The organism is Caballeronia sp. LZ029 (genome assembly GCF_031451275.1).
Classification (GTDB): Bacteria; Pseudomonadota; Gammaproteobacteria; order Burkholderiales; family Burkholderiaceae; genus Caballeronia; species Caballeronia jiangsuensis.
The window spans coordinates 878,645-902,223 of record NZ_JARUXO010000001.1; the positions used below are offsets into that span (position 1 = coordinate 878,645).

The following is a 23,579-nucleotide window of genomic DNA, read 5'->3' on the forward strand; positions in this document are numbered from 1 at the left end:
CTATGAGTCAAACGACTGTCCAGCTTGCGTTGGGCAAGCAAAAGATCATCGAAGACATCAAGGTGCTGCTGAACGATTCGGAGGAATTGCTGCGTTTATCGGCGACGCTGCCCGGCGAGGGCGTCGAAGCGCTGCGTACGCGTTTGCGCGATCACGTCGATTCGGCGCGCGGCGCGCTGGAAGATGCGCAGGCGAACGCGCAAAGCCGTTATCGCGCGGGCGTCGATTGCACCGAGAAATACGTGAAGGACAATCCGTGGCAGTCGCTCGGCATTGCGGCGGGCGTCGGCTTTCTGGTGGGGCTTCTGGTTTCCCGCTGATTCGCCGCGCATTCATCATGAATGCGCGGAGCCGTCGTTTAAACGCGTCGGCGAATTTTATTGATGATGGGAGAGAACACAATGGCACGGCCCTCGATCGGAATTTTCGGCGCGTTGTTCGCAGTAGGCAGCGTTCTCGCGTGGAAGTGGGTGCAATCGCAGGATCTCGCCGGACGGCGGGCAGCGCGTGACCTGAACCGTTGGGAAGACGAGGGCGGCAAGGTGCTGAGCCCGTCGACTGGCGCAAGCGCGAAGGTCGTAAATGGCCATGGCGTGGTCGGCGGCACTCCGGATGCGTGGCATTTTCCGCGGAGTTGAGCCGGACTTCATCAACCCGCTATCGCTTTTTAATGATGCGACCAAAGAAACGCGCGCTGAATCAGCGTGCGTTTTTTCGCGTGATAAACGCTTATAATCGGTGAAACTCCGGCCATAAGTTGTCTAAATGGAAAAACTTACGCTGGGTTTGAACCAAGCGTGCGGATCATCGGAAATTATTCTATTTTTTGCGCATTTCGCGTCGCGCGATTACCTTTAATCGGCGGCCATCGCGAATCGCACCGGCCCGTACGGCGTCCATGCCGCACGGAGAAGACCATGCCACTTCATGGCGTGTGACCCTGAAAACGCTTTGGAAGAATTCGAGACGCAATGCCACACGTATTGATTGTCGATGACGATCCCAGTACCCGCGAGGCGCTAGCCGCGATCATCGGCGAAGACGGATTGACGACGGCCACCGCCGGCGATTTGCGCGAGGCACGCATTCAGCTCGTGCGGCAGACGCCGGACGTCGTATTCACCGATCTCAAGCTGCCCGACGGCACGGGCGTCGATCTTTTCGAGGATCTCGACCCGCGCTCGGGCGTCGAGGTCATCGTGATAACCGGCCACGCGACGGTCGAATCGGCTGTCAGCGCGCTCAAGATGGGCGCGACCGACTATCTCGTCAAACCGATCAACATGCAGCGCGTGAAGGCCATCCTCTCGCGCCTGCCGCGCGCCGGCGACCTGAAAGCGGAAATCGGCACCTTGCGCGGCGAGCTGCGCCGCATGGGCCGCTTCGGCCTGATGCTCGGCAATTCGCCCGCGATGCAAACGGTGTACGACCAGATCGGCCGCGTCGCGCCGACGGCCGCGTCGGTGTTGCTGATCGGCGAATCGGGCACCGGCAAGGAAGTCGCCGCGCAGACGCTGCACGAGCTCAGCCTGCGCCGCAAGCATTCGTTCATCGCGGTGAACTGCGGCGCGATCTCGCCGAACCTGATCGAATCGGAAATGTTCGGCCACGAGCGCGGCTCGTTCACGGGCGCAGATCGGCAGCACAAGGGCTATTTCGAGCGCGCGAACGGCGGCACGCTGTTCCTCGACGAAATCACCGAAATGCCGATCGAGCTTCAGGTGAAGTTGCTGCGCGTCCTGGAGACGGGCATGTTCATGCGCGTCGGCACGACCAAGGAACTCGAGACGGACGTGCGCCTCATCGCCGCGACCAATCGCGATCCCGAGCAGGCCGTGCTCGAAGGCAAACTGCGCCTCGATCTCTATCACCGGCTGAACGTATTCCCGATCAACCTGCCGCCGTTGCGCGAGCGGGGCAAGGACGTCGAATTGCTCGGACAGGCGTTCCTCGACGAGCTGAATTCCCGCTACAACACGAAAAAGGGCTTCCCGCCGGCCGTGCGCGAGATGCTGGCGTCGTACAACTGGCCGGGCAACGTGCGCGAGCTGAAGAACTACGTGCAGCGCGCGTACATCATGTCGGCGACGGATTCGGACAGCACGGCCACGGTGCCGCTGCAGATTTCGCTGTCGAAGCCATCGGCGGGCACGGCGGTGACCATTCCGTTCGGCACCTCGCTCGCGCAGGCCGACCGTCAGCTCATCCTCGCCACGCTCGACCAGTGCGGCGGCGTGAAGACGCGCGCCGCCGAAATCCTCGGCATCAGCCTGAAAACGCTTTATAACCGGCTCGTCGAATACGGCGAGGACGCGAACAAGGCTGCGGTCGGAGAAGGCGGCGACATGAACGAGGCAGATAGCGAAAATACCTGAACGTCGCTTATCTTTAGACGAAAACAACGCCTGCGGCTTTTAAAGTGCGCAGGCGTTTTTCATTGGCAGGCGCGTTTTCTACGCCGATAATGTGACAGGAGATGCGCAACGGAGACTCATGAGGGGCATGCCCCTTGCTGCCGATCGAATGACATCCGCGCGTGGCGCGCAGGCGCCGACGGATGGCGAAAGTACGATCACAAGACCGCAAGGAGCCCGCCATGCCACTCAGCCCGTCCCATCGCGCTTCCGATGTTCACCGTATCGAAGCACAGACGCCGCAGCCGCCGGACCCGCCGGTAACGCCGCCCGACCAGCCGCCGCCCGCGCCGATTCCGCCCGACACGAATCCGGATCCGACGCGCGAGCCGCCCGAGCCGCCGTCGCAGCCTATCGGCGATCCGCCGCCGGGACCGGGCGAAACACCGCACGTGTATTAGCAACGCAGAAGGACGCAGGACTGCAGACGTTGGACAATGCCCAGAATTCGTGCAAGGTTTGAATAAGTTTCCATCCGCAGCGTAGGGATTACAACGGATGGTGCAACAATGACCGGCGACGCGTTCTGTCGCCGGTCGCTTTTTCTGAAGCCGCGCTTGCCCAAGCGCAACGGTCCGACGCCGCCGACGTCACTATCGCGACGGCCTTCTTCTCTGGAGGCATCATGAGGCATCCCGCACTCCGACGCTCCGCGCGTCATTCTTCCAAGCGCGAAGCGCGCGCCGAAGCCGCCAAGGCAGCCGGCGCCCAGGGCGCATCGGCGCCGCCCGCCGATCACGATCCCGCCGGCCAGAACCGCCCCGCGCCTGGCGTGCCGCCCGATGGCGAGCACAATCAGGGCGGCGTGCGCCGCGAAGGGATCGACTATCAACGCGACCTGGGCTCCGAGCAGGACTCGTGATTCCGGCCGGCGGAAGCACCCGGCACAAGAATAAAAATTTCTACGCGGCGTGCGTTCGCCGCGTATTTTTGTTCGTCCGTAACATCTCCATACAAACTTTCATTTACAAAAACCCACAAAAAGGCACAGCTTTTGCATACCCTTGATCGCCAATTCGAGCATGCAACGACAACTGATGAGGTGATGCTGTAATGAGCAGATTGATCGTGGTATCGAATCGCGTCGCACCGATCCAGGAAGGCAAGCCCAGCGCGGGCGGCCTCGCGATCGGCGTTCTCGATGCGCTCAAGGAGACTGGGGGCGTGTGGTTCGGATGGAGCGGCGAGATCGTCGGCGAGGCGGGCGCTCCGGTCGTCGAGAAAGGCGGCAAAGTGACCTACGCGACGGTCGGACTCACGCGCCGCGATTACGACCAGTATTACCGAGGTTTCTCGAACGCCACGCTGTGGCCGACGTTTCACTATCGCAATGATCTCTCGCGCTTCGATCGCGAGGAATACGCGGGCTACATGCGCGTCAACGCCAGCCTCGCCGCGAAGCTGAAGACGATGCTCAAGCCCGACGACATCATCTGGGTGCACGACTATCACATGCTCCCGTTCGCGCAGGAGTTGCGAAAGCTCGGCGTCGCGAATCCGATCGGCTTCTTTCTGCACATTCCGTTTCCGGTGCCCGAGATCATGCGCACCGTGCCGCCGCACGAGGAACTGATCGCGGCGATGTGCCAGTACGACGTCGTCGGCTTCCAGACCGACAACGACAAGCAATCGTTCATCGATTATGTGGAGCGCACGAGCCGCGGCCACTTCAACGAAGACGACGGCATGCTGCAGGCATTCGGCCGCATGCTGAAAGTGGGCGCGTATCCGATCGGCATCTATCCGGACGCCATCGCGAAGGCCGCCGACCAGTTCGCGAACCGCAAGCAGGTGAAAAGCCTGCGCGACAGCATGCACGGGCGCAAGCTCATCATGAGCGTCGACCGGCTCGACTATTCGAAGGGTCTCGTCGAGCGCTTTCAGGCGTTCGAGCGGCTGCTGCTGAACGCGCCGGGCTGGCATGGCCGCGTGTCGCTCGTGCAGATCGCGCCGCCGACGCGCTCGGACGTGCAGACCTATCAGCGCATCCGCCAGAATCTGGAAGGCGAGGCGGGCCGCATCAACGGGCGTTTCGCTCAGCTCGACTGGACGCCGATTCAGTATCTGAACCGCAAATACGAACGCAATCTGCTGATGGCGCTGTTCCGTCTCTCGCAGGTCGGCTATGTGACGCCGCTGCGCGACGGCATGAATCTCGTCGCGAAGGAGTATGTCGCGTCGCAGGATCCGGCCGATCCGGGCGCGCTCGTGCTGTCGCAGTTCGCGGGCGCGGCGGATCAATTGCCGGGCGCGCTCGTCGTCAATCCGTTCGATCTGTCGCAGATGTCCGAAGCGCTGGAGCGCGCGTTGTCGATGCCGCTCGCCGAGCGTCAGGCGCGTCACGCCGACATGATGGCGCCGTTGCGCGAGAACAATCTTTCGGTGTGGCGCGATTCGTTCCTGTCGGACTTGCGCAGCGTCGCGACCGCGACATCGGTGACCGAAAAAACCGTCAATACGGTGAGGCAGGGCGCGACCGGAGCCAGGCGCCCGGCGGCGAAGGCCTGAGCCCGCGCCAAACGTCGTCTTTGACATACAGCCCCGCGCCTCGAAAGAAGCGCGGGGTTTTTTCATGCGTCAAGCGGGGACGATCGCGGAACGGGACTTGCGGATTCATCATCGACACGATCCCAGGAGGTCATGATGAGCGGAAGTACATTGAACCCGCCCGAAGACGACGGCGCGGAATACGGCAAAGGGCACGGCACCGGGGCGCTCGGCCCGAGCGACTCGTCGGACAGCGGCTCGGACGTGCAGGGCGAAAAGCGCTATCCGGGCGACATCGAAGATGAACTCGACGCGCACGCGCTCGGCCAGTCCAAAGCGGAGTTGAACAGCGATACGGACCGCTTCGGCACCGGCGAAGCTGCGTCGGCGGACGGCGATAACAACCTCGAAGCCGACGCCGATATCCTGCCCGACGAGATCGAGGACGAAGCTCGCGGCCTCGCCGACGAGGACGCCGACCCGGCCGACGATCGACCCTGAGCCCCTGACACGCAGCGGCACAACGCAACATGAACGCGGCGCGCTTCCAGTGGAGCGCGCCGTTTTTTACACACGATTCGCAGCGCGGGGCTAACATCGTCGATTGACACTTCAAGCCGCGCTCACGCTTTCCGCCGATGGATCAGGACGTCTCCGCCACTCAATCCGCGCCTGTCGCTTCCGGCCGCACGTCGCGGTTCGGCTGGTTTTCGTGGATCGTCGATCCGATCACGCAATGGTCGCAGGATCACTGCCTGATGTTCTCGGCATCGATCGCATTCTTCGCCGCCTTCTCGCTCGCGCCGACGCTCGTCATCGTGATCGCGGTGGCGAGCGTGTTCTTCGGCGCCGATGCCGTGCAAGGACGGCTCTTCGACGAGATCAGCGGCGTCGTGGGCGTGGACGCGGCTCACACTCTGGAGGCGATCGTCGCGAACGCGTGGCATGCCGACATCGCGCGCAGCACGGCGATTCTCTCGCTTGCGGGCGTGCTGATCGGCGCATCGGCGACGTTCTCTTCGCTGCACAGCGCGCTCAATGTCATCTGGCCGACGCCCGCCGTGAGCACGCGCGAAAGCATCGTCACGCTGCTGCGCGTGAGGCTGATGTCGTTCGGGCTCGTGGTCGGCTCCGGTTTGCTCGTCGCGATACTGCTCGTGCTCGATGCGCTCGTCGAGATACTCGGCCATTGGGTACTCGGCGACGGCAGTCCGTTCATCGTGCTGTCGGGCCTCACGCGGCGCGCGATATCGATCGGCGTGCTGATGGTCGCGTTCACCGTGCTGCTCAAATTTCTGCCGACGACGCGCATGCGCTGGGCCGATGCCGCGCTCGGCGCGACCGCCGCCGCGCTGCTTTTCGAAGGCGGCAAGCGGCTCTTCGCGTTCTATCTCGCGCACGCGGGCACGGCGAACATGTTCGGCGCGGCGGGCTCGCTTGCGATCATCCTCATGTGGCTTTATTACTCGGCGGCGGTGTTTCTGCTCGGCGCGGAGCTTTCGGCGACGGCTGCGAGAAAGCGCACGCATCGGGCGTCGGGCTGGCGCTGACCGCGGACAAAAAAAGGCCGTCCGCGAACGGACGGCCTGTCGATTACGCTCCTGTCGCTCAGGCGCCTCGCTTGACCGGGTCGTCGCCGAGCGCTTGAGAGCGTGAAACCATCATGCCTGACGGCGCAGTTCCGCGGGCGGCACTTTCATGAGATGTCGATACTTCGCCACCGTGCGCCTGGCGACGATCACGCCCTGATCCGCGAGCATCTTCGCGAGACTCACATCCGACAGCGGATCGCGGGTGTTCTCCTTCGAGATCATTTCCTTGAGCAGCGCGCGCACCGCCGCGGCCGAACATGTGCCGCCGCTTTCGGTGCTCAATTCGCGCGGGAAGAAGTGCTTGAACTCGAAGATGCCGCGCGGCGTGGACATGTACTTGTTGCCCGTGGCGCGCGAGATGGTCGATTCGTGCAGGCCGAGCTCATCGGCGACATCACGCAGAACGAGCGGCTTCAGCGCGATCTCGCCGTAGTCGAAGAACGCCTTCTGATGCGAGACGATGCATTCGGCGACGCGCTGGATCGTCGTGAAGCGCTGCTGCGCGTTGCGAATCAGCCAGCGCGCTTCCTGCAATTGCTGCGCGAGCGGCGAGCGGCTCGCGCCAGCCGATTGCGCGAAAAGCTCCGCGTACATGCGATGGATACGCGCGCGCGGCAGCACGGCCGGGTTGATCGTCACGACCCATTGCTTCTTCACCGGGCGCACGATGACGTCGGGCACCACGTAGTTGTCCTCGCTCTGACCGTAGTTCTCGCCCGGCTTCGGATCGAGGCGACGCACGAGCGCGCACGCGATGCGCAGTTCATCCGCGCTGCAGCCGATCTTCTTCTGCAGTTCGGCCTGTTCGCGCCGTGCAAGACGCTCCAGATGATGCCCGACGATTTCGAGTGCAACCGCGCGTCCCGGCGTGTCCTCTTCGAGCGCTTCGAGCTGCAATGTCAGACATTCAGAGAGATTGCGCGCGCCGACGCCCGGCTTGTCGAGCGACTGCACGAGCTTGAGCGCGATGTTGAGTTCGTCCTCGTGCAGCGCGGGTTCGATCTCGACGACATTCGCGAGCTCGCTCAATTCCTGGCGCAGGTAGCCGTCGTCATCGAGTGCTTCGATGATGAGCTGCGCAATCGCGCGATCGCGCTCGTTCAACTGATAGAGACGCAACGCATCGTGGAGCGTTTCGTGCAGCGACGGCTCGATGCGCACCCAGTCGGCGGGATCGGAGCCTTCGCCGTCGCCGTTGTTGCGCGACGAGCCGCGTCCGAACGGATCGGACGAGAACTCGTTCATGGAGTCGTCGCGCGATTCCGAATCGGACCGTTGCTCGCTTTCCATGTTCGTTTCGGACGCGAGCGGGGCTTCGGCGGTGTTGCTGTCCGTGGTCGACGAGGCCGATTCGCCCATCGAGCTGCCGTTGTCGGCGCCGAGCGCGTTGTCGTCGGTCTGGGACTCGTCGTATTCGAGAAAGGGATTCGTGTCGAGCGCGTTGCGCAGTTCTTGCTGGAACTCCAATGACGAGAGTTGCAGGAGACGCACGGACTGCTGCAGACGCGGCGTAAGCGCGAGGGTTTGTTTCGCGCGGAGTTCGAGTGTAGGCGGCATTGCTTGCTAATCCTCGATTGTTCTAGACGTAGTGGGCAGGTTTGCGGATCAGTAAAGCAACAGCCGTGCCATCGTTCGATAAGCTCGCGCCGCGTCTACGTTTTTTGCAGTCTGCCCGGCGTTTCCGGACGGTTCTCCGCGCGGCTTTCACGCAGTTTTTACACGCGCTCAGACAAAAGCGCCGCGCGTTTCGGGCCGCGTCGCGTGCGCTGTGGCGGACGGTTTTGCGAGCGTCGAAGATTTGTTCGCAGACGCACGAATGCCTTGCCGCGCGGCGTTTTCAGCGCGCTGTTGCGACGGGCGGATAGCGTGTGCGGTCGGTCCGGCACGCAAGTTGCGGTACGAAGTTCACGATCCGCGTGCTACGGCGCGGACGTGATCGCAGAGCCGCCTCGCGCACGAAAAAGGCGAACGGGGCGCCAGACCAAAATCGAAAAAATGGGAGTATTGCCATGAAGACGACTCAAATCCTGAAGGCAGCCGGTGGTATCGCGTGTGTCGTGTTCGCGCTTAACGTCGGCGCGCAAACCACTGCGGCGTCGTCGACGAGCGGTTCCGACACGTCGATGGGCCAGAAGGTCGACGACAGCGCCGTCACCACGAAGGTCAAGGCCGAGCTGCTCGGCGCCAAGAACGTCAAGTCCACGCATATCCACGTGAAGACGCGTGGGGGCGTGGTTTCGCTGACGGGCACGGTGCCGTCGGCGGAGGACAAGACCGCCGCCGAAGAAGTCGTCTCGAACGTGTCGGGTGTTGCTTCCGTGAAGAACCATCTTAAAATTGCCGCCAAGTAATGGCATAGTTCGTATGCCCGGCTTCGCCACGGCGGGCCGCGGTTGAGTGCCAGCAGTACGGAACCCGCGCGGGGTTCGACGATTCGCCATCAGCGGCGATGAATCGGACGAAGCGCGGGTTCTCGCATGGAGGCTAGGGTTCGCGTCGCATCGCCCGATGCTTCAGTCGCACGTTCACGCATGACGCTTCACGCAGTGCGCATCACCTCGCAGCACTTCGAAACTTAAAAACGAGTACGACCGTTCAGGACGGCACTCACACAGGTGGCTCACGAATGCGCAGTAGCCCGGCGTTCAGAGGCCCCGGCAAAACAGGAGCTCTTCATGAAGACGAAAAAGATGGCATTGATCGGCGCGCTCGCGCTGGCATTCTCGACGGCGGCGTTTGCGCAGGCAGCGTCCGATGCGGCCACGGCAGGCGCGGATGCTGGCGCGCATGCGAAGAAGCAGAAGGGCACCTATCTGCATCAGCAGGACAAGGCGCACAAGCTGAAGGGCGCGTCGGCAGCGGCGGCGGCTTCGGCGCTCGGCACGAACGACAAGGGTCAGCCGCAGTAACGTAATGCGCGTCACGCGTTGCGCTTGACGAACAAACGGCCGCATCGCGCGGCCGTTTGCGTTCATGCGGCCCGATCGTCATCGGGCCGCTTTTGCGTCATCGCTTCAGGACTTCGCGGCTGCGTACTGATCGCGCAGATCGCGGATACGATCGTGATTCTCCAGCACGCCCTGATACTGGCGTTCGACGATCGCGCGGACATCGGCAGGCAGATCCTTGTCCAGCGCCTGACGATAGTTCTTCTTCGCGGCATCCTCGCCACGCTCGCATTCGGCGAGAATCGCGTGATCGCTATGGCCGCTCACGGCCGACTTCACATCGACCCAGCCGCGATGCAGCGCGCCGGCCACCGATCCGCCGGTTTCGGGCTTTCCGCCCAGTCGCGCGACCACGTCCTGTAGTTCACGCGCGCCTTCCGCGCACTTTTGCGCGCGATTCTGGAACAGCAGCTTGAGGCTTGGATCACGCGTATCCTCTGCGGCCTTGAGAAAACCCTTTTCCCCGTCCTTCGAGGTTTCGACGAGATCGTTGAGTACCGATACGACGTTCGTGCTCATATAACACCTCCCATTGGTTTCGACATTGCCACTGCGCAGCCTCCCTGCGGGATGCGGCTCGCCGATTCAATACGCACGCGGCGTGCCCGCATCGCTCGCGGCGGGGCATGCGATTTGCTGCCGACACGGCACTACAGCGCGCATCCGATACGAGATGCGCGCACGACACGGCAACAGGAGAACGCAGTGAAATTCTTGAACCGGCTCGCGCATCGCGAGTTTCTGATACTTGTGGCGGTGGCGGCGTCCGCGCTGAGCTTGCATGTCCGTCAGCACGTCATCGATACGCAAACCGCGCAGGCATCGCACGCCGACTATGGGCGTATCTGCGAAGCGCCCGCCGTAAGCGAAGGCCAGGCGCGCGTGCTGCCCGCCGAATGCCGTCTGCGCGCGACCATGCCGGCGAATAGAACGCATACGCCCTGGGTCTGATGCGTCGCAAACAAAAACGCCCGCGAGAAGCGGGCGTTTGTCATGGGTGGATCGAGAAATCAGGCGCGCGTGTGCGCGAACTCGCCCACCGGATGCGGCGGCTGCAGCGGATCGAAATCGCTCCAGCGACCTTGTTTCCATCGACCCGACGCACGCTCGATATCGATACCGCCCGCCTCGCGCAGCGCCGCGGCGGCCTGATCCTGCGATTCCGGCGATACGTGCACCGCGACGAGCACGCCCGCATGGCGCGCAGGCTCCTCGGCGTGTGCGGCGTCCTTCGGCTTCTTCGTATGCGACATCGCGCCGACGAGCGATCCCACATAAGCACCGACGCCCGCCGCGATCACCGAGACGAGCAGCGGCGCATGAAACACCGCGAAGATCGCCGCACCCACCACCGCGCCAGCGACCGCGCCGATCGTCACGCCCTTGCCGGCGCCTTTGGGGGCCGCGCTCGCGCCCGCATCGGTGCCGACATCGCCGCCGACGGGATAGCGCGCGTGCTGGCCGCTCGGATTGACGAAGAAGAGCGTCACGTCTTCTTCCACGAAGCCTTTCGCGAAGAGCTTCTGGGCTGCCGATTCGGCCGCGCGAAAGGTCTGAAATCGGCCCGCAATGATCAGTGACATGTTCCCTCCTTGTTGGCTTGGGTCAGTGGGGTGCGTCGCGTTGCGTAAGCGGCTCAGTCCGGCTCCATGCCGGCGACGCGGAACAATCCGCTCCTCAGCACGGCGGGCTGTCCGCCGTTGTCGTCGAGCACTTCGGCGCACACCGCGCGAATGCGCGCCGTGCCGCGCGCGTACGCATCGAGCAGATCCTCTTCGCGAGCCGACGTCGCGCCGAAATGATCTTCGAGCGCTTCGGCGGTGATCGAACAGACGACCGGCTCGCCGTCGATGAGCGCGGCAAAGTGAATGGCGAGATCGTCGCCGTCGAAAACGGGGGCTTCGTCTGCAAACGTGATGTGCATGGTCGAGTCCTCATAGGCCGGACGGGAAGCGGAACGGGAAGCGGCCGCGCGCTGGGCGACATGCGCGACGCTCATGACGCCGCCTTCGCTTTCGCCAGCTGCTGCGCCATCTCGTAGTGATGGCTGATGACCGGCAACGCCTTGGCTGCCGCCGCCTTCAGCGCGGTGTCGATGCCGCTTTCGCTCTCCTTCGTGAAGAGCGCAACGGCCTTCTGATGTCCGTCCATGGCTACCTTTTCAATATAGGCCTTGTCGAACTCCGCGCCCTGAAGATTTTGCAGGCTGCCGATCAGCGATGAATCCGCCGCGGCCGGCGCGGTGATGCCATGACGCTTCGCGAGCACGTCCAGATTGCGCGCGAGTTTCGTGTGATCGACGATCATTCGCTGTGCGAATTCCCTTACCTGCCGGTCGCTCGCGTGCGTGAGCGCGAGCTTGCTCGCGGCAAGCTCGGTCGCGCCCGCTTGTCCAGCATCCTGAAGAAACTGCTGATCGATCGGCGAGAGCTTTTCGCTTTGCGCCTGCGCGACCGGCGCAGACATCGAAATTGCGGCCAGTGACAACGTGAGTGAGATCAATAGTCTCGACATCGGCTTCGCTCCGGTGCGATGGATCAGGCGCGCGCCTTTCCCAGCGCTTCGATCAGCGCCTTGTTGAACGCGGGCAGATCATCGGGCTTGCGGCTCGTGATGAGATTGCCGTCGATCTGCACTTCCTGATCGACCCACGTGCCGCCCGCGTTGCGAACATCGTCCTGAAGGCTCGGCCAGCTCGTCATCGTGCGGCCCGCGACGATGCCCGCCGAAATCGGCAACCAGCCGCCGTGGCAAATCACGGCGATCGGCTTCTTCGCCTGATCGGCTTCCTTCACGAAGCTTTGCGCTTTCGCATCGAGGCGGATCGCGTCGCTGTTCACGACGCCGCCGGGCAACACGAGCGCGTCGTAGTCGGCGGGGTTGGCGACGTCGAAAGTGACATCGACATTCACTTTGCCGGCCTTGTCAACGTGCTTGAAACCCTGAATCTGGCCGGGCTTCTGCGACACGACATCCACCTGCGCGCCGGCTTCCTTGAGCGCGCGTTGCGGCTCGACGAGTTCGGCCTGCTCGAAGCCATCGACGGCGAGAATCGCGACCTTGCAACCGTTGAGGGAATTCGCCATGAACACACTCCTACATTGCTGTTTTCGAAGATTCCGCACAGGCGGAATCTATTTTCGAAGTTTCAGCAAAGGCTGTGCCCAGCGAGCGGCGGGGATCGGGAGAAAAGAGCGCGGATCAGGCGGGCTCGATGCTGCGCTTGCCGGTGAGGCGCAGCACGCTGACGACGGCGGCGGCCGCCGCGAACGCCGCCGCGACGGCAATCGCGATCACCGGACCCTGCCTCGGCGCGACGCCGAAGATCAGCGCGACGAGCGCCGCGCCCAGCGTCTGCCCGGTGAGGCGCGCGGTGCCGAGCATCCCGCTTGCGCCGCCGCTGCGATGACGCGGCGCGGCAGCGAGCATCTGACGATTGTTGGGCGACTGGAACAGCCCGAAGCCGAGCCCGCAGACGGCCATGCGCCACGCGATATCGAACGCGTCCGGATGCGCGCCGACGCTCGCGAGCAGCACCAGCCCGACGGTCAGGATCGCGAGCCCGATGCCGCCAAGCAGCCCCGCCGGATAACGATCCGCGAGCACGCCCGCGAGCGGCGCGACGAACACGATGACGAGCGGCCACGGCGTCATCAGAAAGCCTGTCTCGACCTGGCTCATGCCGAAATTGTTCTGCAGCAGGAACGGCAGCGAAACGAACGCGAGCATCTGCGCGCAGAACGAACACACCGACGCGCCGACCGACAGCGCGAACACCGGAATGCGCATCAGATCGACGGGCAGAAGCGGCGCGCTTTGCGTCAGTTGCCGCTTGACGAAGAAATAGCCGATGACCGCCGTCACGATGATCTCGCCGATCACATACGGGCGATGCTCGCCGTGCCCGAAGCCATCGACCGCGACGATCGCGAGGCCGAAGAACAGCGCGTTCATGATCGCGCTGATGTAGTCGTAGGGCTGCCGATGTCCCGGCGTGCGCGGCATCGACTTCCAGCCGATCGCGAACGCCACGACGCCGATCGGCACGTTGATCGCGAAGAGCCACGGCCAGGTCGCGACGGAGAGCACGCCCGAGGCGACCGTCGGCCCGATCACCGACGAGATGGCGACGACCGTCGCATTGATGGACACGCCGCGCCCGAGTTGATCGTGCGGATAGATGATGCGTACGAGCGCCGTGTTCACGCTCATGATCCCCGCCGCGCCGAAGCCCTGCACGACGCGCGCGATGGTGAGCGCGACGAGCGAGCCGGACAGCGCGCACGCGAACGACGACACCGTGAAGAGCGCGAGCCCCGCCATATACACGCGCCGGTAGCCGATGCGATCGCCGAGCGAGGCGAGCGGCAGGAGCGAGATGGTGATCGTGAGCTGATAGGCGTTGACGACCCAGATGGAGTCGGCGGGCGAGGCGTTCAGATTGCGCGCGATGGTCGGCAGCGCGACATTGGCGATGGCGCCGTCGAGCACCGCGAGCGTGATGCCGAGCGCGACGACGGCAATGGCCCAGTATCGCTGGGGCAGCGGCAGACCTTGGTCGGAATCCATCGATGGGCGGGCAGTGGCGAGCGGCGCATTGTAAGACGCACCGTTTTCAAATGGCTTGTACGCCGGCGCGGCCGCAAGGGTCCGCGCCACGTCCTGATGCTTACTTCAACTCGTAAAGGCCGGTGTAGGTCGCCGAGTCGATCTCGTTGAGGTGAGTCATGAAGCGCGCCACCGCGTTGGTCACGTTTCCGTCGAGCGGCAGGCTTTCCGCGGACAGCGCATGGATGCGGAAGATATAGCGATGCGGCTTGTCGCCACGCGGCGGCGCCGCGCCGCCGAAACCGACCGTGCCGTAGTCGTTGCGAAGCTGCAGCGCGCCTTGCGGCAGCAGACTGCCGTCGGCCTTGCCGGCATTGCGCGGCAGCGAGCGCGCATCGGCCGGAATGTTGACGACGATCCAGTGCCAGAAGCCGCTGCCGGTGGGCGCGTCGGGATCGTAGACGGTGAGCGCGAGACTGCGCGTATCGGCGGGCGGATCTTCCCATTGCAGCGCCGGGGAAATGTTCTCGCCCGAACCGCCGAAGGCTTGCTGGTCGAATTCCTGCGCGTGCGTCATGAAGCCGTTCGCGGGAAATTCGTCGGACCAGATGCGGAAATCAGCCATGAGAGTCGTGCCTCCTTCTTATAGCGATGTGGATGGATGCGGCACAGCGCATCGGACCGCGCGATGTCGCGCGCACATCCGAGCGGTGCAGCAAACGTGCCCGAGATTGCGCGGCATGAAACACGCGTGAAACGCGCGCGCGGCAAGGGCATGGCCAATCGAGTGTAGCATCCGCCCCCGATATCCGGCATGAGCGCGAACGCTACGACAAACATGCGCAAAACGGGCGATTCGGCCCCGGAAATACGGCGCGCGCTACAATAATGAGATGAATTCAGGCATCAACCAGGGACCATTTTGAGCCGGCGCGAGCCGAAAGGATGACCATGCCAAACGACCCGCGCCGCGCTGCCGGTCAATTCACGCCGGCGAGCGTGCCGGAGGACGATGCCGACATGTTCGACCTCGCGCCCGTGTCGCTCTGGCTCGAGGATTTCAGCGCCGTACGCGAGCAGTTCGAGCGCTGGCGCGCGGCGGGCGTCGCGGACCTGCGCGCGTTTCTCGCCGAAAACCCTCAACGCATCGCCGAATGTTCGTCGCGCATTCGCGTCGTGAAGGTCAATCAGCGCACGCTCTCGCTGTTCCAGGCAAGCGATGTCGATGATCTCGTGCAGAACCTCGATCGCGTGTTCCGCGACGACATGCTCACCACGCACATCGACGAACTGGAGCAACTGTGGTCCGGCAAGTCGCGCTTCGTGAGTCAGACGGTCAACTACACGCTGGATGGCAAACGCCTCGACGTGCTGCTCAAGGCGGTCGTCCTGCCGGGCCACGAGGACACATGGACGCGCGTGCTTGTCACGATCGAGGACATCACCGAACTCGAAGCGATGCGCCGCACGGCCGCCGCGAGCGAGCTGTATGCGCGCGGACTCTTCGAGCATTCGCCGGTGTCGCTGTGGGTTGAAGACTTCAGCTCCGTGAAGTCGCTGCTGGACGATGTGCGCGAGCGCGGCATCGTCGACTTTCGCACGTTCACCAACGTTCATCCGGAGTTCGTCGAGCGCTGCATGCAGGAGATTCACGTGCTCGACGTGAATCAGCACACGCTGCGCATGTTCGCCGCGCCGACCAAGGCGACACTGCTCACGCGCCTGTCCGACGTGTTCCGCGACGACATGCAGCAGCACTTCCAGGAACAGTTGATCGATCTGTGGGACGGCAAGCTCTTCCATCAGCGCGAAGTGCTCAACTATTCGCTCGAAGGCAACGAGGTGCACGTGCATCTGCAGTTCTCGGTGTTTCCGGGACATGAGGCGCGTTGGGATCTCGTGCTCGTCGCGCTGACGGACATCACCGCGCGCAAGAAGGCCGAGGCGTATCTGGAATTCCTCGGCAAGCACGACGTGCTCACGAAGCTCAAGAACCGCTCGTTCTATATCGACGAAATCAATCGCCTCGAGCGCAAGGGCCCGTTCCCGGTGACGGCGATCGCGGTCGATGTGAACGGGCTCAAGGGCGTCAACGACCAGCTCGGCCACGCCGCCGGCGATGCGCTGTTGCGCCGCGCGGGCGAAGTGCTCGGCAAGGCGGTGGAGAAGCCGTTCCAGGCGGCGCGCATCGGCGGCGACGAGTTCATGATTCTTCTGCCGGGCACCGACGAGCGCGGCGGCGACGCGGTGATCGAGAGCATTCGCCAGTTGCTCGAAGTGAACAACCAGTTCTATTCGGGCAATCCGCTTTCTTTCGCGATGGGCGCGGCGACCGCGCACGAGGGCGAGCGGCTCGAACCGATGCTGCAACGCGCCGACGCCGCGATGTACGCGGAAAAACGCGCGCACTACGACGGCAAGAGCGCGTGATTACTGCTGCGTGACTTCGTCGATGCCGCGATTGAGCGCCGGGCACGCCTCGCCGATCTGCTTCTGATACTCCGACGGATTGCTCGTCTTGAGCTTCTCGAAGCGATCGACGGTCGGTTGTGCCTGCGCGAGTCCGAGCTTCCATTCGCCATCGAAATCGGGTGCGTCGGGATAGCTCGTATGGACGACGTCCTTGAAGCGCGCGACCTTCGCGGCATCGATATGACAGACGTCCGCCGCGCCGCGCGCGATGTTCGCGCTCGTCATCACGCCTTCTGCGGCCATCAGTTGTTTCGACGACGGATGGCCCGGCGGCATCGCGGTCTGCGCCGTCGCGCAGAGACACCAGGTGGTCAGAATGGCGGGAGCCAGAAAGAGCGAACGCTTGATGCGCATATGATTTTCGGTTTGTCTGCGGGGTGAAAAAATTATAGGTGAAGCCCTTCGTATTGAGCGCCTGTTATGGCGAGGATGCGTCGAAAGCGCGTGCTAGAATCGATTTTCAACGCCGTTCTCAGACAGAAAAATGAAGAAAGGAAGCAAGGCCGCGACTGCTGCGCCCTCGTCGACCACGGAGCAAGGGCGGCGCAAGTACGATCCTGAGGAGACCAAGCGGAACATTCTCGACATCGCCACACAGGAGTTTTCGGCGATGGGCCTCGCGGGCGCGCGCGTCGACGCCATCGCGGAGCGCACCAACACCACGAAGCGCATGCTGTACTACTACTTCGGCAGCAAGGAAGGCTTGTACGAAGCGGTACTGGAGCAGGTCTACGGCGATATCCGCGCGCTCGAACAGGAACTGCAGCTCGCGGAAATGGAGCCGGCGGAAGCGCTGCGCGAATTCGTCGGTTTCACGTTCGATTATCACGACAAGCATCGCGATTTCGTGCGCCTCGTGACCATCGAAAACATTCACGGCGCGAAGTACATCGAACAATCGAAGACCTTCAAGGCGCGCAATTCGACGGTCGTGAAGACCATCGAAGATCTCATCGCACGCGGTGTCGAGGCGGGCAAGTTTCGCGCCGACGTCGATCCGATCGACCTGCATCTGATGATCAGCTCGTTCTGTTTTCACCGCGTGGCGAACCGTCATACGTGGGGCGCGGCGTTCGGGCGCGATCCGTCGGGCACGCGTTCGCGGGCGCGTCATCGCGAGATGATCGTCGATGCGGTGTCGCGCTACATGCGGCGCGACGGCTGAGCTTTTCCTCGCGCGCATAACAAAACGGCGGCACTCTCGCGAGGCCGCCGTTTTTTCATGGCTATCGGGGTTTCAACCTTCCAGCAAGGTCTGGAAATGCGCGAACATGCGCTCGGCATCCGGCTCGCGGCCGGTGAAGATGCGCAGCGCATCGACCGCCTGGCACACCGCCATGCCGCCGCCGCTCACCGTGCGGCAGCCGAGCGCCTTCGCCGCTTTCAGCAGCTCGGTTTCGAGCGGGAAATAGACGATCTCCGCGACCCACAATTCCTTGTGCAGATACTCCGCCGGCAGCGGCAGGCCGGGCAGCTTCGCCATGCCTGTCGGCGTCGCGTGGATGAGGCCGCTGGCGCTGGCGAGCGTTTCGCGCAGGTCGCCGCCGCTTTTCACGACGCGATCCGGGAAACGCGCCGCGAGTTCGGCGGCGAGCGAGGCGGCGCGCGCCGCGTCGGAATCGAACAGCGTGAGCTCGCGCGCGCCCATCGACAGCGCGGCATGGGCGACGGCCGCGCCCGCGCCGCCCGCGCCGAGTTGCACCACGCGTTCCAGCGGCGCGCCGGGCAGGCCGCGCTGGAACGCGCGCGCGAAGCCCGAGCCGTCGGTGTTGTAGCCGATGCGCTTGCCGTCCTTCAGCACCACCGTGTTCACGGCGCCGAGCGCGCGGGCGTCGGGGTCGAGCTCATCGAGCAACGGGATCACGCTTTGCTTGCAGGGATACGTGATGTTCAGGCCGTCGTAGCCCATGCGCTCGGCGGCGACGAGCAGATCGGGCAGGGCGGACGGCTCCAGCGCGAGCGCCTGAAGATCGATGCGCCGATACACATAGCCGAGCCCGAGGTTGCCGCCTTCCTTTTCATGCATGGCGGGCGTGAGCGAGCCGGCGATGCCGGAACCGATCAGGCCGATGAGATACGAAGTCTTGTTGGTCATGCGAGCGCGCTCCGGCATGGATGAGCACTGCATGCTGCAGTGCGAGATTGATCAGGCCGCAGTGTGAACGCACGCGCGAGGCTTGTCGGTTCGTGTTTTCACTAATTTGTACGGTCTAGTTAGTTTGTTATTATCTCGCAAACTGACATGGATTGCGCGCGTCCGTCATGCGGACGGCCTACACTGGAAGGCACCGCTTTCGATCCATCCCGCGTTCAATGAATTGCAACGAGGAGGCAGCGATGCTGCGTTCAATCCGGACTTCCATCGCAACGGTATCCATCAGCGGCACGCTTCCCGAGAAGTTGCGGGCCATCAAGGCGGCCGGTTTCGATGGCGTCGAGATCTTCGAGAACGATCTGCTGTATTTCGACGGCACGCCTGCCGACGTGCGCCGCATGTGCGCCGATCTCGGCCTCGAGATCTACCTGTTTCAGCCGTTCCGCGATTTCGACGGCGTGAGCGCCGAGCGGCTCGCGAAGAACGTCGAGCGCGCGAAGCGCAAGTTCGAACTGATGCACGAACTCGGCACGGACCGCATTCTCGTGTGCAGCAATGTGTCGCCCGATACGATCCGCGACGACGCGCTGCTCGTCGATCAGCTCGGCGTGCTCGCGAAGATCGCAGCGGACGCCGGCGTGATCGTCGCGTACGAAGCGCTCGCGTGGGGCCGCTACGTGAACTCGTACAAGCACGCGTGGAAGCTCGTCGATGCGGTGAATCATCCGAATCTGGGCCTCGCGCTCGATACGTTCCATACGCTGTCGATCTGCGATTCGGTGGAAGAGATCGCGTCGATTCCGGGCGATCGCATCGCGTTCGTGCAGATCGCCGATGCGCCCGTGCTCGCGATGGACGTGCTCGAATGGAGCCGTCACTATCGCTGTTTTCCGGGGCAGGGCGCTTTCGATGTCGCCGGATTCACGGCGCGCGTGCTCGAAGCGGGCTACAAGGGCCCGCTGTCGCTTGAAATCTTCAACGATGGCTTTCGCGCCGCGCCGACCGCGATCACCGCGGCGGATGGTTATCGATCGCTGCGTTTCCTCGAAGAGCAGACACGCGAACTGATGGTCTCGACGGGCAAGGACGTGCCGCCGGAACTCTTCAATCCGCCCGCGCCGCCCGAGCACATCGGCTTTCAGTTTCTCGAATTCGCCGTCGACGACGCCACGCGCGAGCACCTTTCGCAATGGCTCGGCCGGCTCGGCTTCAGGCTCGCGGGCAAGCATCGTTCGAAGGATGTCGCGTTGTATCGACACGGCGCGGGGTCGATCGTGCTCAACGCCGAAGCCGATTCGTTCGCGAGCGCGTTCTTTCAGAAGCATGGCTTGTCGCTGTGCGCGTCGGCGTTTCACGTCGATGACGCGAAGCAGGCGTTCGAGCGCGCCGCCGCGTACGGCTCGGCCCCTTTCTCGGGGCAAGTCGGCCCGAATGAGCGCGTGGTGCCGGGCGTGCAGTCGCCCGACGGCAGCCTCGACTATTTCGTCGACGAATCGCCCGGCGGCCCGACGCTGTGGGAGTCCGACTTCATTCTGACGGACATCGACGGACCGTACGAAGTGGGCCCGCTTTCGCGCATCGATCACGTGTGTCTGTCGCTGCCCGCCGACGCGCTCGACACATGGGTGCTGTTCTTCAGAAGCGCATTCGGTTTCGAGACCGAGGCCGCCGTGCTCGTGCCCGATCCGTACGGCCTCGTGCGCAGCCGCGCGGTGCGAAGCCGCGACGGCTCGGTGCGTATCGCGCTGAATGCGTCGGTCGATCGGTATACGGCGGTGTCGGAATCGTTATCGACGTATCGCGGCTCGGGCCTGAACCATGTCGCGTTCAGCACGCCGGATATCTTCGATGCGATTCCGCGCCTCGAAGCCGACGGCGTCAAATTCCTGCGCATTCCGGGCAACTATTACGACGATCTCGTCGCGCGCTTCGGTCTGCCCGACGATCAGATCGACCAGATGCGCGAGCACAACATCCTCTACGATCGCGACGAGCGCGGCGGCGAGTTCTTCCACGCCTATACGGAGCAGCTCGATCAGCGCTTCTTCCTCGAAGTGATCGAGCGGCGCGGCGGCTACGACGGCTACGGCGCGGCCAACGCGGCGGTGCGGCTCGCGGCGCACGCGCAACAGCAGCAGCGCGCGCGTCAGGCGGCGTGAAGCGGGGCTACGCGTGACCTAAAATCGATACATGGCGCCAGGGAAAAGCAGGAGGACGTCATGTGGGATTTTCCGAGCATTTTCGTCGGGCTCGCATGCCTGGCGACGATCGTCATCGTGCTGCTCGCGCAGGACTGGCGCGATGAACATCGCAGGCGCGTGGCGGCGCGAGACCCAGCGCACCGGCATCCGTTGCGCGAGTGGTGGCTGAGGCATCGGCATTGAAGCGCGTTCAGGCGCTTTGAGCTTTCCCGCCGCCGGCCGCGACGGCCGGCGGCTGCTCGTGTTCGCGCGCCGTCGCCTCGAATGCGTCGATATGCAGATACAACCGGTGCACGGTCTGTATCTGCGTGTGAGAGAGATGTGACTGACGCGTGATGGATGCGAGCCGCTCGCGCCAGTACGAAGGCGGCAGCAACGGCCCGCCGAGATCGCACGACAATGAACGACGCAGCACCTTTTCGAGGTGCGTCAGGTCCTGGTCGGCCAGCAACGCCGAGAACGCGCCCTGCGGCTTGGTATCGGGGAATGGGTCCATTACTCCGATGGCGGCGCGGCTTGGCGAAACTTGATAGGTGCAAACCCTAGCCGGACGGTTTTTTCCGACGCGCGCCGCCGCGTTCGAATTTCTTCGCGCCGACCCCGATGCCGCCGATAGCGTTTGCTATACTCTGCGCTCGCTTGCCGACGCTGTCGGCGACGCGCGGTCCACTCCCCGTAGTTCAATGGATAGAACGAGTGCCTCCTAAGCGCTAGATGCAGGTTCGATTCCTGCCGGGGGGACCACGATCCCACACGCCGCCTTCGCGGCCTTCCTGCCGCTGTCCCATCGCGCTTTTCTCTTCATCCGGTTCACATTGGACCGCGAGCGCTTTCCCGCCGATAATGCGACCACTTCGGTCACGCCATCTCGGCTCGCGCGCTCATGACGGAAATCCAGTCCGCGGTGCTCGTCTTCATTCTTCTGCTGGCCAGCACGGGCCTGGGCGCGATCGTGCGGCCGCTGCTGCCCGAAGAGCACAAGGCGCAGGAGACGGTGCAGCTCGTGCAGCTGCTCGTCGGCATGCTGGTCACGTTCGCGGCGCTCGTGCTCGGCCTTCTGACGGCATCGGCGAAAACCATCTTCGACACCACGAACAACGACATGCGCAGCTACGCGACTTCGATCATCGAGCTAGACCGCGCCATGCGCGATTACGGCGCCGATCTCGATCACGCACGCGAACTCCTGCGCTCGTACACGGCGGGCGCGCTCGCGAGCACGTGGCCGAACGAGCCGCACCCGCTTGGCGAATATCCGAACGTCGAGCCGTCGAAGGACACCGACAGCCTCGCGAACAACACGCTCGGCGCAATCTTGAGCAAGGCTCAGCGCGAAGTGCGCCTGCTCCGTCCGCACGACGACTATCATCGCCAGCTTGCCGCCGAAGCCGCCGCGCGCTTCGAGCAACTCATCGCGCTGCGCTGGAAGCTGGTGGAAGAGGCGCACGGATCGATTTCTTATCCGTTCGACCGGATACTCGTCTGCTGGCTGCTCATCATCTTTCTGTGCTTCGGGCTGATCGCGCCGCGCAACGCGCTCTCTCTCGTGACGATCATGCTCGGCGCGCTGTCGATCGCATCGGCGGTGCTCGTGATCCTCGATCTCGATACGCCGTTCACCGGCCCGATCATGGTCGGCAGCCAGCCGATGCGCGACGCCCTCGCGTATCAGAGCCGCTGATGCTCTACGACGATCCGCGCCTCGTCGCGCTATACGATGTTCTCAATCCGTTCGCGTCCGATACGGCGTTCTATCTCGCGCTGGCGGAGTCGGCGGAACATGTCGTCGATCTGGGCTGCGGCACGGGCTTGCTCGCGTGCGAACTGGCGAAGCGCGGGCATCGCGTGACGGGCATCGATCCGTCGGCGCAGATGCTGCGTGTCGCGCGGGCGCGTCCCGAAGGCGACAAGGTGACGTGGATCGAAGGCGATGCGAGCGCGCTGCCGTTCGTCGGCATGGCGGATCTGCTCGTGATGACGGGCCACGTCGCGCAGATATTTCTCGACGATGCGGCGTTCTTATCGACGCTCAGGGCTGCGCGCCGCGCGATCCGGCCGGGCGGCGCGATCGCGTTCGAGAGCCGCAATCCGGCGGCGCGGGCGTGGGAAAACTGGACGCGCGAGCGCTCATCGAGATGCGTCGAAGCGCCGGACGGACGAACGGTGGAAGTGTGGCAGGAACTGCACGCGCAACCCGATCCTTCGACGACAGGCCACGCCGCGTTCACGACGTACTATCGCTTCACGTCGGCGCCCGAAGAAACGTTGAGCGCCGCGAGCGAATTACGCTTCCGTACGCTCGACGCGCTCGCGAGCCTGCTGACCGATGCGGGTTTTGCGCGTATCGACTGGTACGGAGACTGGGATCGCGCGCCGGTGGACGAAACGAGCCGCGAGCTGATCGCGGTGGCACGGTGAAACAGCAGTGAGTATCAGAACTCGACGACGACGAAATCGGCTTTGCCCACATCGCACAGCGGGCAGCGCCAGTCGCCGGGAATATCGCCGAAACGGGTGCCGGCGGGAATGCCTTCGTCCGGCAGACCGTCTTCCTCGTTATAGATCCAGCCGCAAATCAGGCAGACCCAGCTCTTGAATTCGATGACTTCGCTCACGACAGACTCTTGATTCGAAAGAAATAAACGGACCGCGTGCGCTCGAAGACGATGCGCGGCGCGGCGACCCGGCATCTTACAGGAATCGGCGCGATCGTCCCCGGACGGACCGTCCGCAGGATGGTCCCGATTCCGCCAAACCGAAAGCCCGGTGTATGCTTTTTGGGTCTCGGGCGCCGCATTCGCGCCAGCGACCGGTTTCACAAC

29 protein-coding genes and 1 tRNA gene are annotated in these 23,579 nt (G+C 63.7%); 18 read left to right on the top strand and 12 right to left on the bottom strand.

Annotated elements, in window-relative coordinates:
- Nucleotides 1-2: 2 nt before the first annotated feature.
- The 8 genes from QCE73_RS04080 to QCE73_RS04115 all read left to right on the top strand — a co-directional run bounded on the left by QCE73_RS04080 (nt 3) and on the right by QCE73_RS04115 (nt 6,451).
- The gene (locus QCE73_RS04080) at nt 3-320 is read left to right on the top strand and encodes a YqjD family protein (protein WP_035506227.1); all 318 of its coding nucleotides are present in this window, start codon (nt 3-5) and stop codon (nt 318-320) included.
- An 81-nt stretch (nt 321-401) separates the two neighbouring features.
- Nucleotides 402-638: a hypothetical protein gene (locus QCE73_RS04085; protein ID WP_309879895.1), complete on the top strand. Its 237-nt coding sequence runs from the start codon at nt 402-404 to the stop codon at nt 636-638.
- A 333-nt stretch (nt 639-971) separates the two neighbouring features.
- Nucleotides 972-2,375: a sigma-54 dependent transcriptional regulator gene (locus tag QCE73_RS04090; RefSeq protein WP_035506232.1), complete on the top strand. Its 1,404-nt coding sequence runs from the start codon at nt 972-974 to the stop codon at nt 2,373-2,375.
- Nucleotides 2,376-2,596: 221 nt separating this feature from the next.
- On the top strand, nt 2,597-2,815 hold the full coding sequence (locus QCE73_RS04095; RefSeq protein ID WP_309879896.1) for a hypothetical protein: 219 nt from the start codon (nt 2,597-2,599) through the stop codon (nt 2,813-2,815).
- A 224-nt stretch (nt 2,816-3,039) separates the two neighbouring features.
- Nucleotides 3,040-3,276, top strand: a complete 237-nt coding sequence (locus QCE73_RS04100; protein ID WP_035506237.1) for a hypothetical protein — start codon at nt 3,040-3,042, stop codon at nt 3,274-3,276.
- Nucleotides 3,277-3,467: 191 nt separating this feature from the next.
- A complete protein-coding gene (otsA, locus tag QCE73_RS04105; RefSeq protein ID WP_309879897.1) occupies nt 3,468-4,922 on the top strand; it encodes an alpha,alpha-trehalose-phosphate synthase (UDP-forming) in 1,455 nt (484 codons plus the stop codon).
- A gap of 132 nt (nt 4,923-5,054) precedes the next feature.
- The gene (locus QCE73_RS04110; protein WP_035506242.1) at nt 5,055-5,402 is read left to right on the top strand and encodes a hypothetical protein; all 348 of its coding nucleotides are present in this window, start codon (nt 5,055-5,057) and stop codon (nt 5,400-5,402) included.
- Nucleotides 5,403-5,539: 137 nt separating this feature from the next.
- Complete coding sequence (locus QCE73_RS04115) at nt 5,540-6,451, top strand: YihY/virulence factor BrkB family protein (protein WP_035506244.1); 912 nt, start codon at nt 5,540-5,542, stop codon at nt 6,449-6,451.
- 111 nt (nt 6,452-6,562) lie between these two features.
- Here the strand turns inward: QCE73_RS04115 and QCE73_RS04120 are convergent, their stop codons facing one another.
- Nucleotides 6,563-8,050, bottom strand: coding sequence for an RNA polymerase factor sigma-54 (locus tag QCE73_RS04120; RefSeq protein ID WP_309879899.1), 1,488 nt, complete (start codon nt 8,048-8,050; stop codon nt 6,563-6,565).
- Nucleotides 8,051-8,502: 452 nt separating this feature from the next.
- Here QCE73_RS04120 and QCE73_RS04125 point away from each other — a divergent pair, with 452 nt between their 5' ends.
- Together QCE73_RS04125 and QCE73_RS04130 are read left to right on the top strand one after the other, a co-directional pair.
- Nucleotides 8,503-8,844 (top strand): BON domain-containing protein, encoded by a 342-nt coding sequence (locus tag QCE73_RS04125; protein WP_035506249.1) that lies wholly within the window; start codon nt 8,503-8,505, stop codon nt 8,842-8,844.
- A gap of 324 nt (nt 8,845-9,168) precedes the next feature.
- A complete protein-coding gene (locus QCE73_RS04130) occupies nt 9,169-9,402 on the top strand; it encodes a hypothetical protein (RefSeq protein WP_035506251.1) in 234 nt (77 codons plus the stop codon).
- Between the two features lie 105 nt (nt 9,403-9,507).
- Here QCE73_RS04130 and QCE73_RS04135 read toward each other — a convergent pair whose 3' ends face one another.
- A complete protein-coding gene (locus QCE73_RS04135; RefSeq protein WP_035506253.1) occupies nt 9,508-9,960 on the bottom strand; it encodes a PA2169 family four-helix-bundle protein in 453 nt (150 codons plus the stop codon).
- 186 nt (nt 9,961-10,146) lie between these two features.
- On the opposite strand from QCE73_RS04135, the gene QCE73_RS04140 reads away from it, so the two are divergent.
- Complete coding sequence (locus QCE73_RS04140) at nt 10,147-10,392, top strand: hypothetical protein (RefSeq protein WP_309879900.1); 246 nt, start codon at nt 10,147-10,149, stop codon at nt 10,390-10,392.
- Between the two features lie 59 nt (nt 10,393-10,451).
- Here the strand turns inward: QCE73_RS04140 and QCE73_RS04145 are convergent, their stop codons facing one another.
- The 6 genes from QCE73_RS04145 to QCE73_RS04170 form a co-directional block, all read right to left on the bottom strand.
- On the bottom strand, nt 10,452-11,024 hold the full coding sequence (locus QCE73_RS04145; RefSeq protein WP_035506258.1) for a glycine zipper domain-containing protein: 573 nt from the start codon (nt 11,022-11,024) through the stop codon (nt 10,452-10,454).
- Nucleotides 11,025-11,077: 53 nt separating this feature from the next.
- Nucleotides 11,078-11,440 (bottom strand): DUF1488 domain-containing protein, encoded by a 363-nt coding sequence (locus QCE73_RS04150; RefSeq protein WP_051627088.1) that lies wholly within the window; start codon nt 11,438-11,440, stop codon nt 11,078-11,080.
- Nucleotides 11,437-11,955, bottom strand: a complete 519-nt coding sequence (locus QCE73_RS04155; protein WP_035506262.1) for a DUF4142 domain-containing protein — start codon at nt 11,953-11,955, stop codon at nt 11,437-11,439. The genes QCE73_RS04150 and QCE73_RS04155 overlap by 4 nt, the downstream gene beginning before the upstream one ends.
- Nucleotides 11,956-11,978: 23 nt before the next feature.
- On the bottom strand, nt 11,979-12,527 hold the full coding sequence (locus tag QCE73_RS04160) for a type 1 glutamine amidotransferase domain-containing protein (protein WP_309879902.1): 549 nt from the start codon (nt 12,525-12,527) through the stop codon (nt 11,979-11,981).
- Between the two features lie 115 nt (nt 12,528-12,642).
- Nucleotides 12,643-14,010, bottom strand: coding sequence for an MFS transporter (locus QCE73_RS04165; protein WP_238288135.1), 1,368 nt, complete (start codon nt 14,008-14,010; stop codon nt 12,643-12,645).
- Between the two features lie 100 nt (nt 14,011-14,110).
- Nucleotides 14,111-14,614, bottom strand: a complete 504-nt coding sequence (locus tag QCE73_RS04170) for a YbhB/YbcL family Raf kinase inhibitor-like protein (protein ID WP_238210150.1) — start codon at nt 14,612-14,614, stop codon at nt 14,111-14,113.
- 326 nt (nt 14,615-14,940) lie between these two features.
- Between QCE73_RS04170 and QCE73_RS04175 the strand changes: the two genes are divergently transcribed.
- On the top strand, nt 14,941-16,419 hold the full coding sequence (locus QCE73_RS04175; protein WP_309879905.1) for a sensor domain-containing diguanylate cyclase: 1,479 nt from the start codon (nt 14,941-14,943) through the stop codon (nt 16,417-16,419).
- On the opposite strand, the gene QCE73_RS04180 is transcribed toward QCE73_RS04175, so the two are convergent.
- Nucleotides 16,420-16,815, bottom strand: a complete 396-nt coding sequence (locus QCE73_RS04180) for a hypothetical protein (protein WP_309879906.1) — start codon at nt 16,813-16,815, stop codon at nt 16,420-16,422.
- Between the two features lie 130 nt (nt 16,816-16,945).
- Between QCE73_RS04180 and QCE73_RS04185 the strand changes: the two genes are divergently transcribed.
- Entirely contained in the window at nt 16,946-17,626 is a 681-nt protein-coding gene (locus tag QCE73_RS04185) for a TetR/AcrR family transcriptional regulator (protein WP_309879907.1), read from the top strand.
- Between the two features lie 72 nt (nt 17,627-17,698).
- Here the strand turns inward: QCE73_RS04185 and QCE73_RS04190 are convergent, their stop codons facing one another.
- Entirely contained in the window at nt 17,699-18,556 is an 858-nt protein-coding gene (locus tag QCE73_RS04190; protein ID WP_309879909.1) for a shikimate dehydrogenase, read from the bottom strand.
- A 254-nt stretch (nt 18,557-18,810) separates the two neighbouring features.
- Between QCE73_RS04190 and QCE73_RS04195 the strand changes: the two genes are divergently transcribed.
- Nucleotides 18,811-20,715 (top strand): TIM barrel protein, encoded by a 1,905-nt coding sequence (locus QCE73_RS04195; RefSeq protein WP_309881906.1) that lies wholly within the window; start codon nt 18,811-18,813, stop codon nt 20,713-20,715.
- Between the two features lie 60 nt (nt 20,716-20,775).
- Complete coding sequence (locus QCE73_RS04200) at nt 20,776-20,940, top strand: hypothetical protein (RefSeq protein ID WP_309879911.1); 165 nt, start codon at nt 20,776-20,778, stop codon at nt 20,938-20,940.
- A 7-nt stretch (nt 20,941-20,947) separates the two neighbouring features.
- Here the strand turns inward: QCE73_RS04200 and QCE73_RS04205 are convergent, their stop codons facing one another.
- Nucleotides 20,948-21,253 (bottom strand): hypothetical protein, encoded by a 306-nt coding sequence (locus tag QCE73_RS04205; RefSeq protein ID WP_309879912.1) that lies wholly within the window; start codon nt 21,251-21,253, stop codon nt 20,948-20,950.
- Nucleotides 21,254-21,426: 173 nt separating this feature from the next.
- Here QCE73_RS04205 and QCE73_RS04210 point away from each other — a divergent pair.
- The 3 genes from QCE73_RS04210 to QCE73_RS04220 all read left to right on the top strand — a co-directional run bounded on the left by QCE73_RS04210 (nt 21,427) and on the right by QCE73_RS04220 (nt 23,175).
- A tRNA-Arg gene (locus QCE73_RS04210) sits at nt 21,427-21,501 on the top strand.
- A 139-nt stretch (nt 21,502-21,640) separates the two neighbouring features.
- Complete coding sequence (locus QCE73_RS04215) at nt 21,641-22,438, top strand: hypothetical protein (RefSeq protein WP_309879914.1); 798 nt, start codon at nt 21,641-21,643, stop codon at nt 22,436-22,438.
- Nucleotides 22,438-23,175 (top strand): class I SAM-dependent methyltransferase, encoded by a 738-nt coding sequence (locus tag QCE73_RS04220; RefSeq protein WP_309879915.1) that lies wholly within the window; start codon nt 22,438-22,440, stop codon nt 23,173-23,175. The genes QCE73_RS04215 and QCE73_RS04220 overlap by 1 nt, the downstream gene beginning before the upstream one ends.
- A 14-nt stretch (nt 23,176-23,189) precedes the next feature.
- Here QCE73_RS04220 and QCE73_RS04225 read toward each other — a convergent pair whose 3' ends face one another.
- On the bottom strand, nt 23,190-23,372 hold the full coding sequence (locus tag QCE73_RS04225) for a rubredoxin (protein ID WP_250483321.1): 183 nt from the start codon (nt 23,370-23,372) through the stop codon (nt 23,190-23,192).
- Nucleotides 23,373-23,579 lie beyond the last annotated feature (207 nt).

What these genes read in the sequence shown, in the direction of transcription:
- QCE73_RS04110 (WP_035506242.1), top strand. Translation starts at nt 5,055, where the DNA reads ATGATGAGCGGAAGTACATTGAACCCGCCCGAAGACGACGGCGCGGAA.
- QCE73_RS04130 (WP_035506251.1), top strand. Translation starts at nt 9,169, where the DNA reads ATGAAGACGAAAAAGATGGCATTGATCGGCGCGCTCGCGCTGGCATTC.
- QCE73_RS04200 (WP_309879911.1), top strand. Translation starts at nt 20,776, where the DNA reads ATGTGGGATTTTCCGAGCATTTTCGTCGGGCTCGCATGCCTGGCGACG.
- QCE73_RS04185 (WP_309879907.1), top strand. Translation starts at nt 16,946, where the DNA reads ATGAAGAAAGGAAGCAAGGCCGCGACTGCTGCGCCCTCGTCGACCACG.
- QCE73_RS04135 (WP_035506253.1), bottom strand. Translation starts at nt 9,960, where the DNA reads ATGAGCACGAACGTCGTATCGGTACTCAACGATCTCGTCGAAACCTCG.
- QCE73_RS04175 (WP_309879905.1), top strand. Translation starts at nt 14,941, where the DNA reads ATGCCAAACGACCCGCGCCGCGCTGCCGGTCAATTCACGCCGGCGAGC.
- QCE73_RS04155 (WP_035506262.1), bottom strand. Translation starts at nt 11,955, where the DNA reads ATGTCGAGACTATTGATCTCACTCACGTTGTCACTGGCCGCAATTTCG.
- QCE73_RS04090 (WP_035506232.1), top strand. Translation starts at nt 972, where the DNA reads ATGCCACACGTATTGATTGTCGATGACGATCCCAGTACCCGCGAGGCG.
- QCE73_RS04125 (WP_035506249.1), top strand. Translation starts at nt 8,503, where the DNA reads ATGAAGACGACTCAAATCCTGAAGGCAGCCGGTGGTATCGCGTGTGTC.
- QCE73_RS04080 (WP_035506227.1), top strand. Translation starts at nt 3, where the DNA reads ATGAGTCAAACGACTGTCCAGCTTGCGTTGGGCAAGCAAAAGATCATC.
- QCE73_RS04150 (WP_051627088.1), bottom strand. Translation starts at nt 11,440, where the DNA reads ATGAGCGTCGCGCATGTCGCCCAGCGCGCGGCCGCTTCCCGTTCCGCT.
- QCE73_RS04100 (WP_035506237.1), top strand. Translation starts at nt 3,040, where the DNA reads ATGAGGCATCCCGCACTCCGACGCTCCGCGCGTCATTCTTCCAAGCGC.
- QCE73_RS04115 (WP_035506244.1), top strand. Translation starts at nt 5,540, where the DNA reads ATGGATCAGGACGTCTCCGCCACTCAATCCGCGCCTGTCGCTTCCGGC.
- QCE73_RS04120 (WP_309879899.1), bottom strand. Translation starts at nt 8,050, where the DNA reads ATGCCGCCTACACTCGAACTCCGCGCGAAACAAACCCTCGCGCTTACG.
- QCE73_RS04145 (WP_035506258.1), bottom strand. Translation starts at nt 11,024, where the DNA reads ATGTCACTGATCATTGCGGGCCGATTTCAGACCTTTCGCGCGGCCGAA.
- QCE73_RS04170 (WP_238210150.1), bottom strand. Translation starts at nt 14,614, where the DNA reads ATGGCTGATTTCCGCATCTGGTCCGACGAATTTCCCGCGAACGGCTTC.
- QCE73_RS04085 (WP_309879895.1), top strand. Translation starts at nt 402, where the DNA reads ATGGCACGGCCCTCGATCGGAATTTTCGGCGCGTTGTTCGCAGTAGGC.
- QCE73_RS04215 (WP_309879914.1), top strand. Translation starts at nt 21,641, where the DNA reads ATGACGGAAATCCAGTCCGCGGTGCTCGTCTTCATTCTTCTGCTGGCC.
- QCE73_RS04205 (WP_309879912.1), bottom strand. Translation starts at nt 21,253, where the DNA reads ATGGACCCATTCCCCGATACCAAGCCGCAGGGCGCGTTCTCGGCGTTG.
- QCE73_RS04165 (WP_238288135.1), bottom strand. Translation starts at nt 14,010, where the DNA reads ATGGATTCCGACCAAGGTCTGCCGCTGCCCCAGCGATACTGGGCCATT.
- QCE73_RS04180 (WP_309879906.1), bottom strand. Translation starts at nt 16,815, where the DNA reads ATGCGCATCAAGCGTTCGCTCTTTCTGGCTCCCGCCATTCTGACCACC.
- QCE73_RS04160 (WP_309879902.1), bottom strand. Translation starts at nt 12,527, where the DNA reads ATGGCGAATTCCCTCAACGGTTGCAAGGTCGCGATTCTCGCCGTCGAT.
- QCE73_RS04095 (WP_309879896.1), top strand. Translation starts at nt 2,597, where the DNA reads ATGCCACTCAGCCCGTCCCATCGCGCTTCCGATGTTCACCGTATCGAA.
- otsA (WP_309879897.1), top strand. Translation starts at nt 3,468, where the DNA reads ATGAGCAGATTGATCGTGGTATCGAATCGCGTCGCACCGATCCAGGAA.
- QCE73_RS04190 (WP_309879909.1), bottom strand. Translation starts at nt 18,556, where the DNA reads ATGACCAACAAGACTTCGTATCTCATCGGCCTGATCGGTTCCGGCATC.
- QCE73_RS04220 (WP_309879915.1), top strand. Translation starts at nt 22,438, where the DNA reads ATGCTCTACGACGATCCGCGCCTCGTCGCGCTATACGATGTTCTCAAT.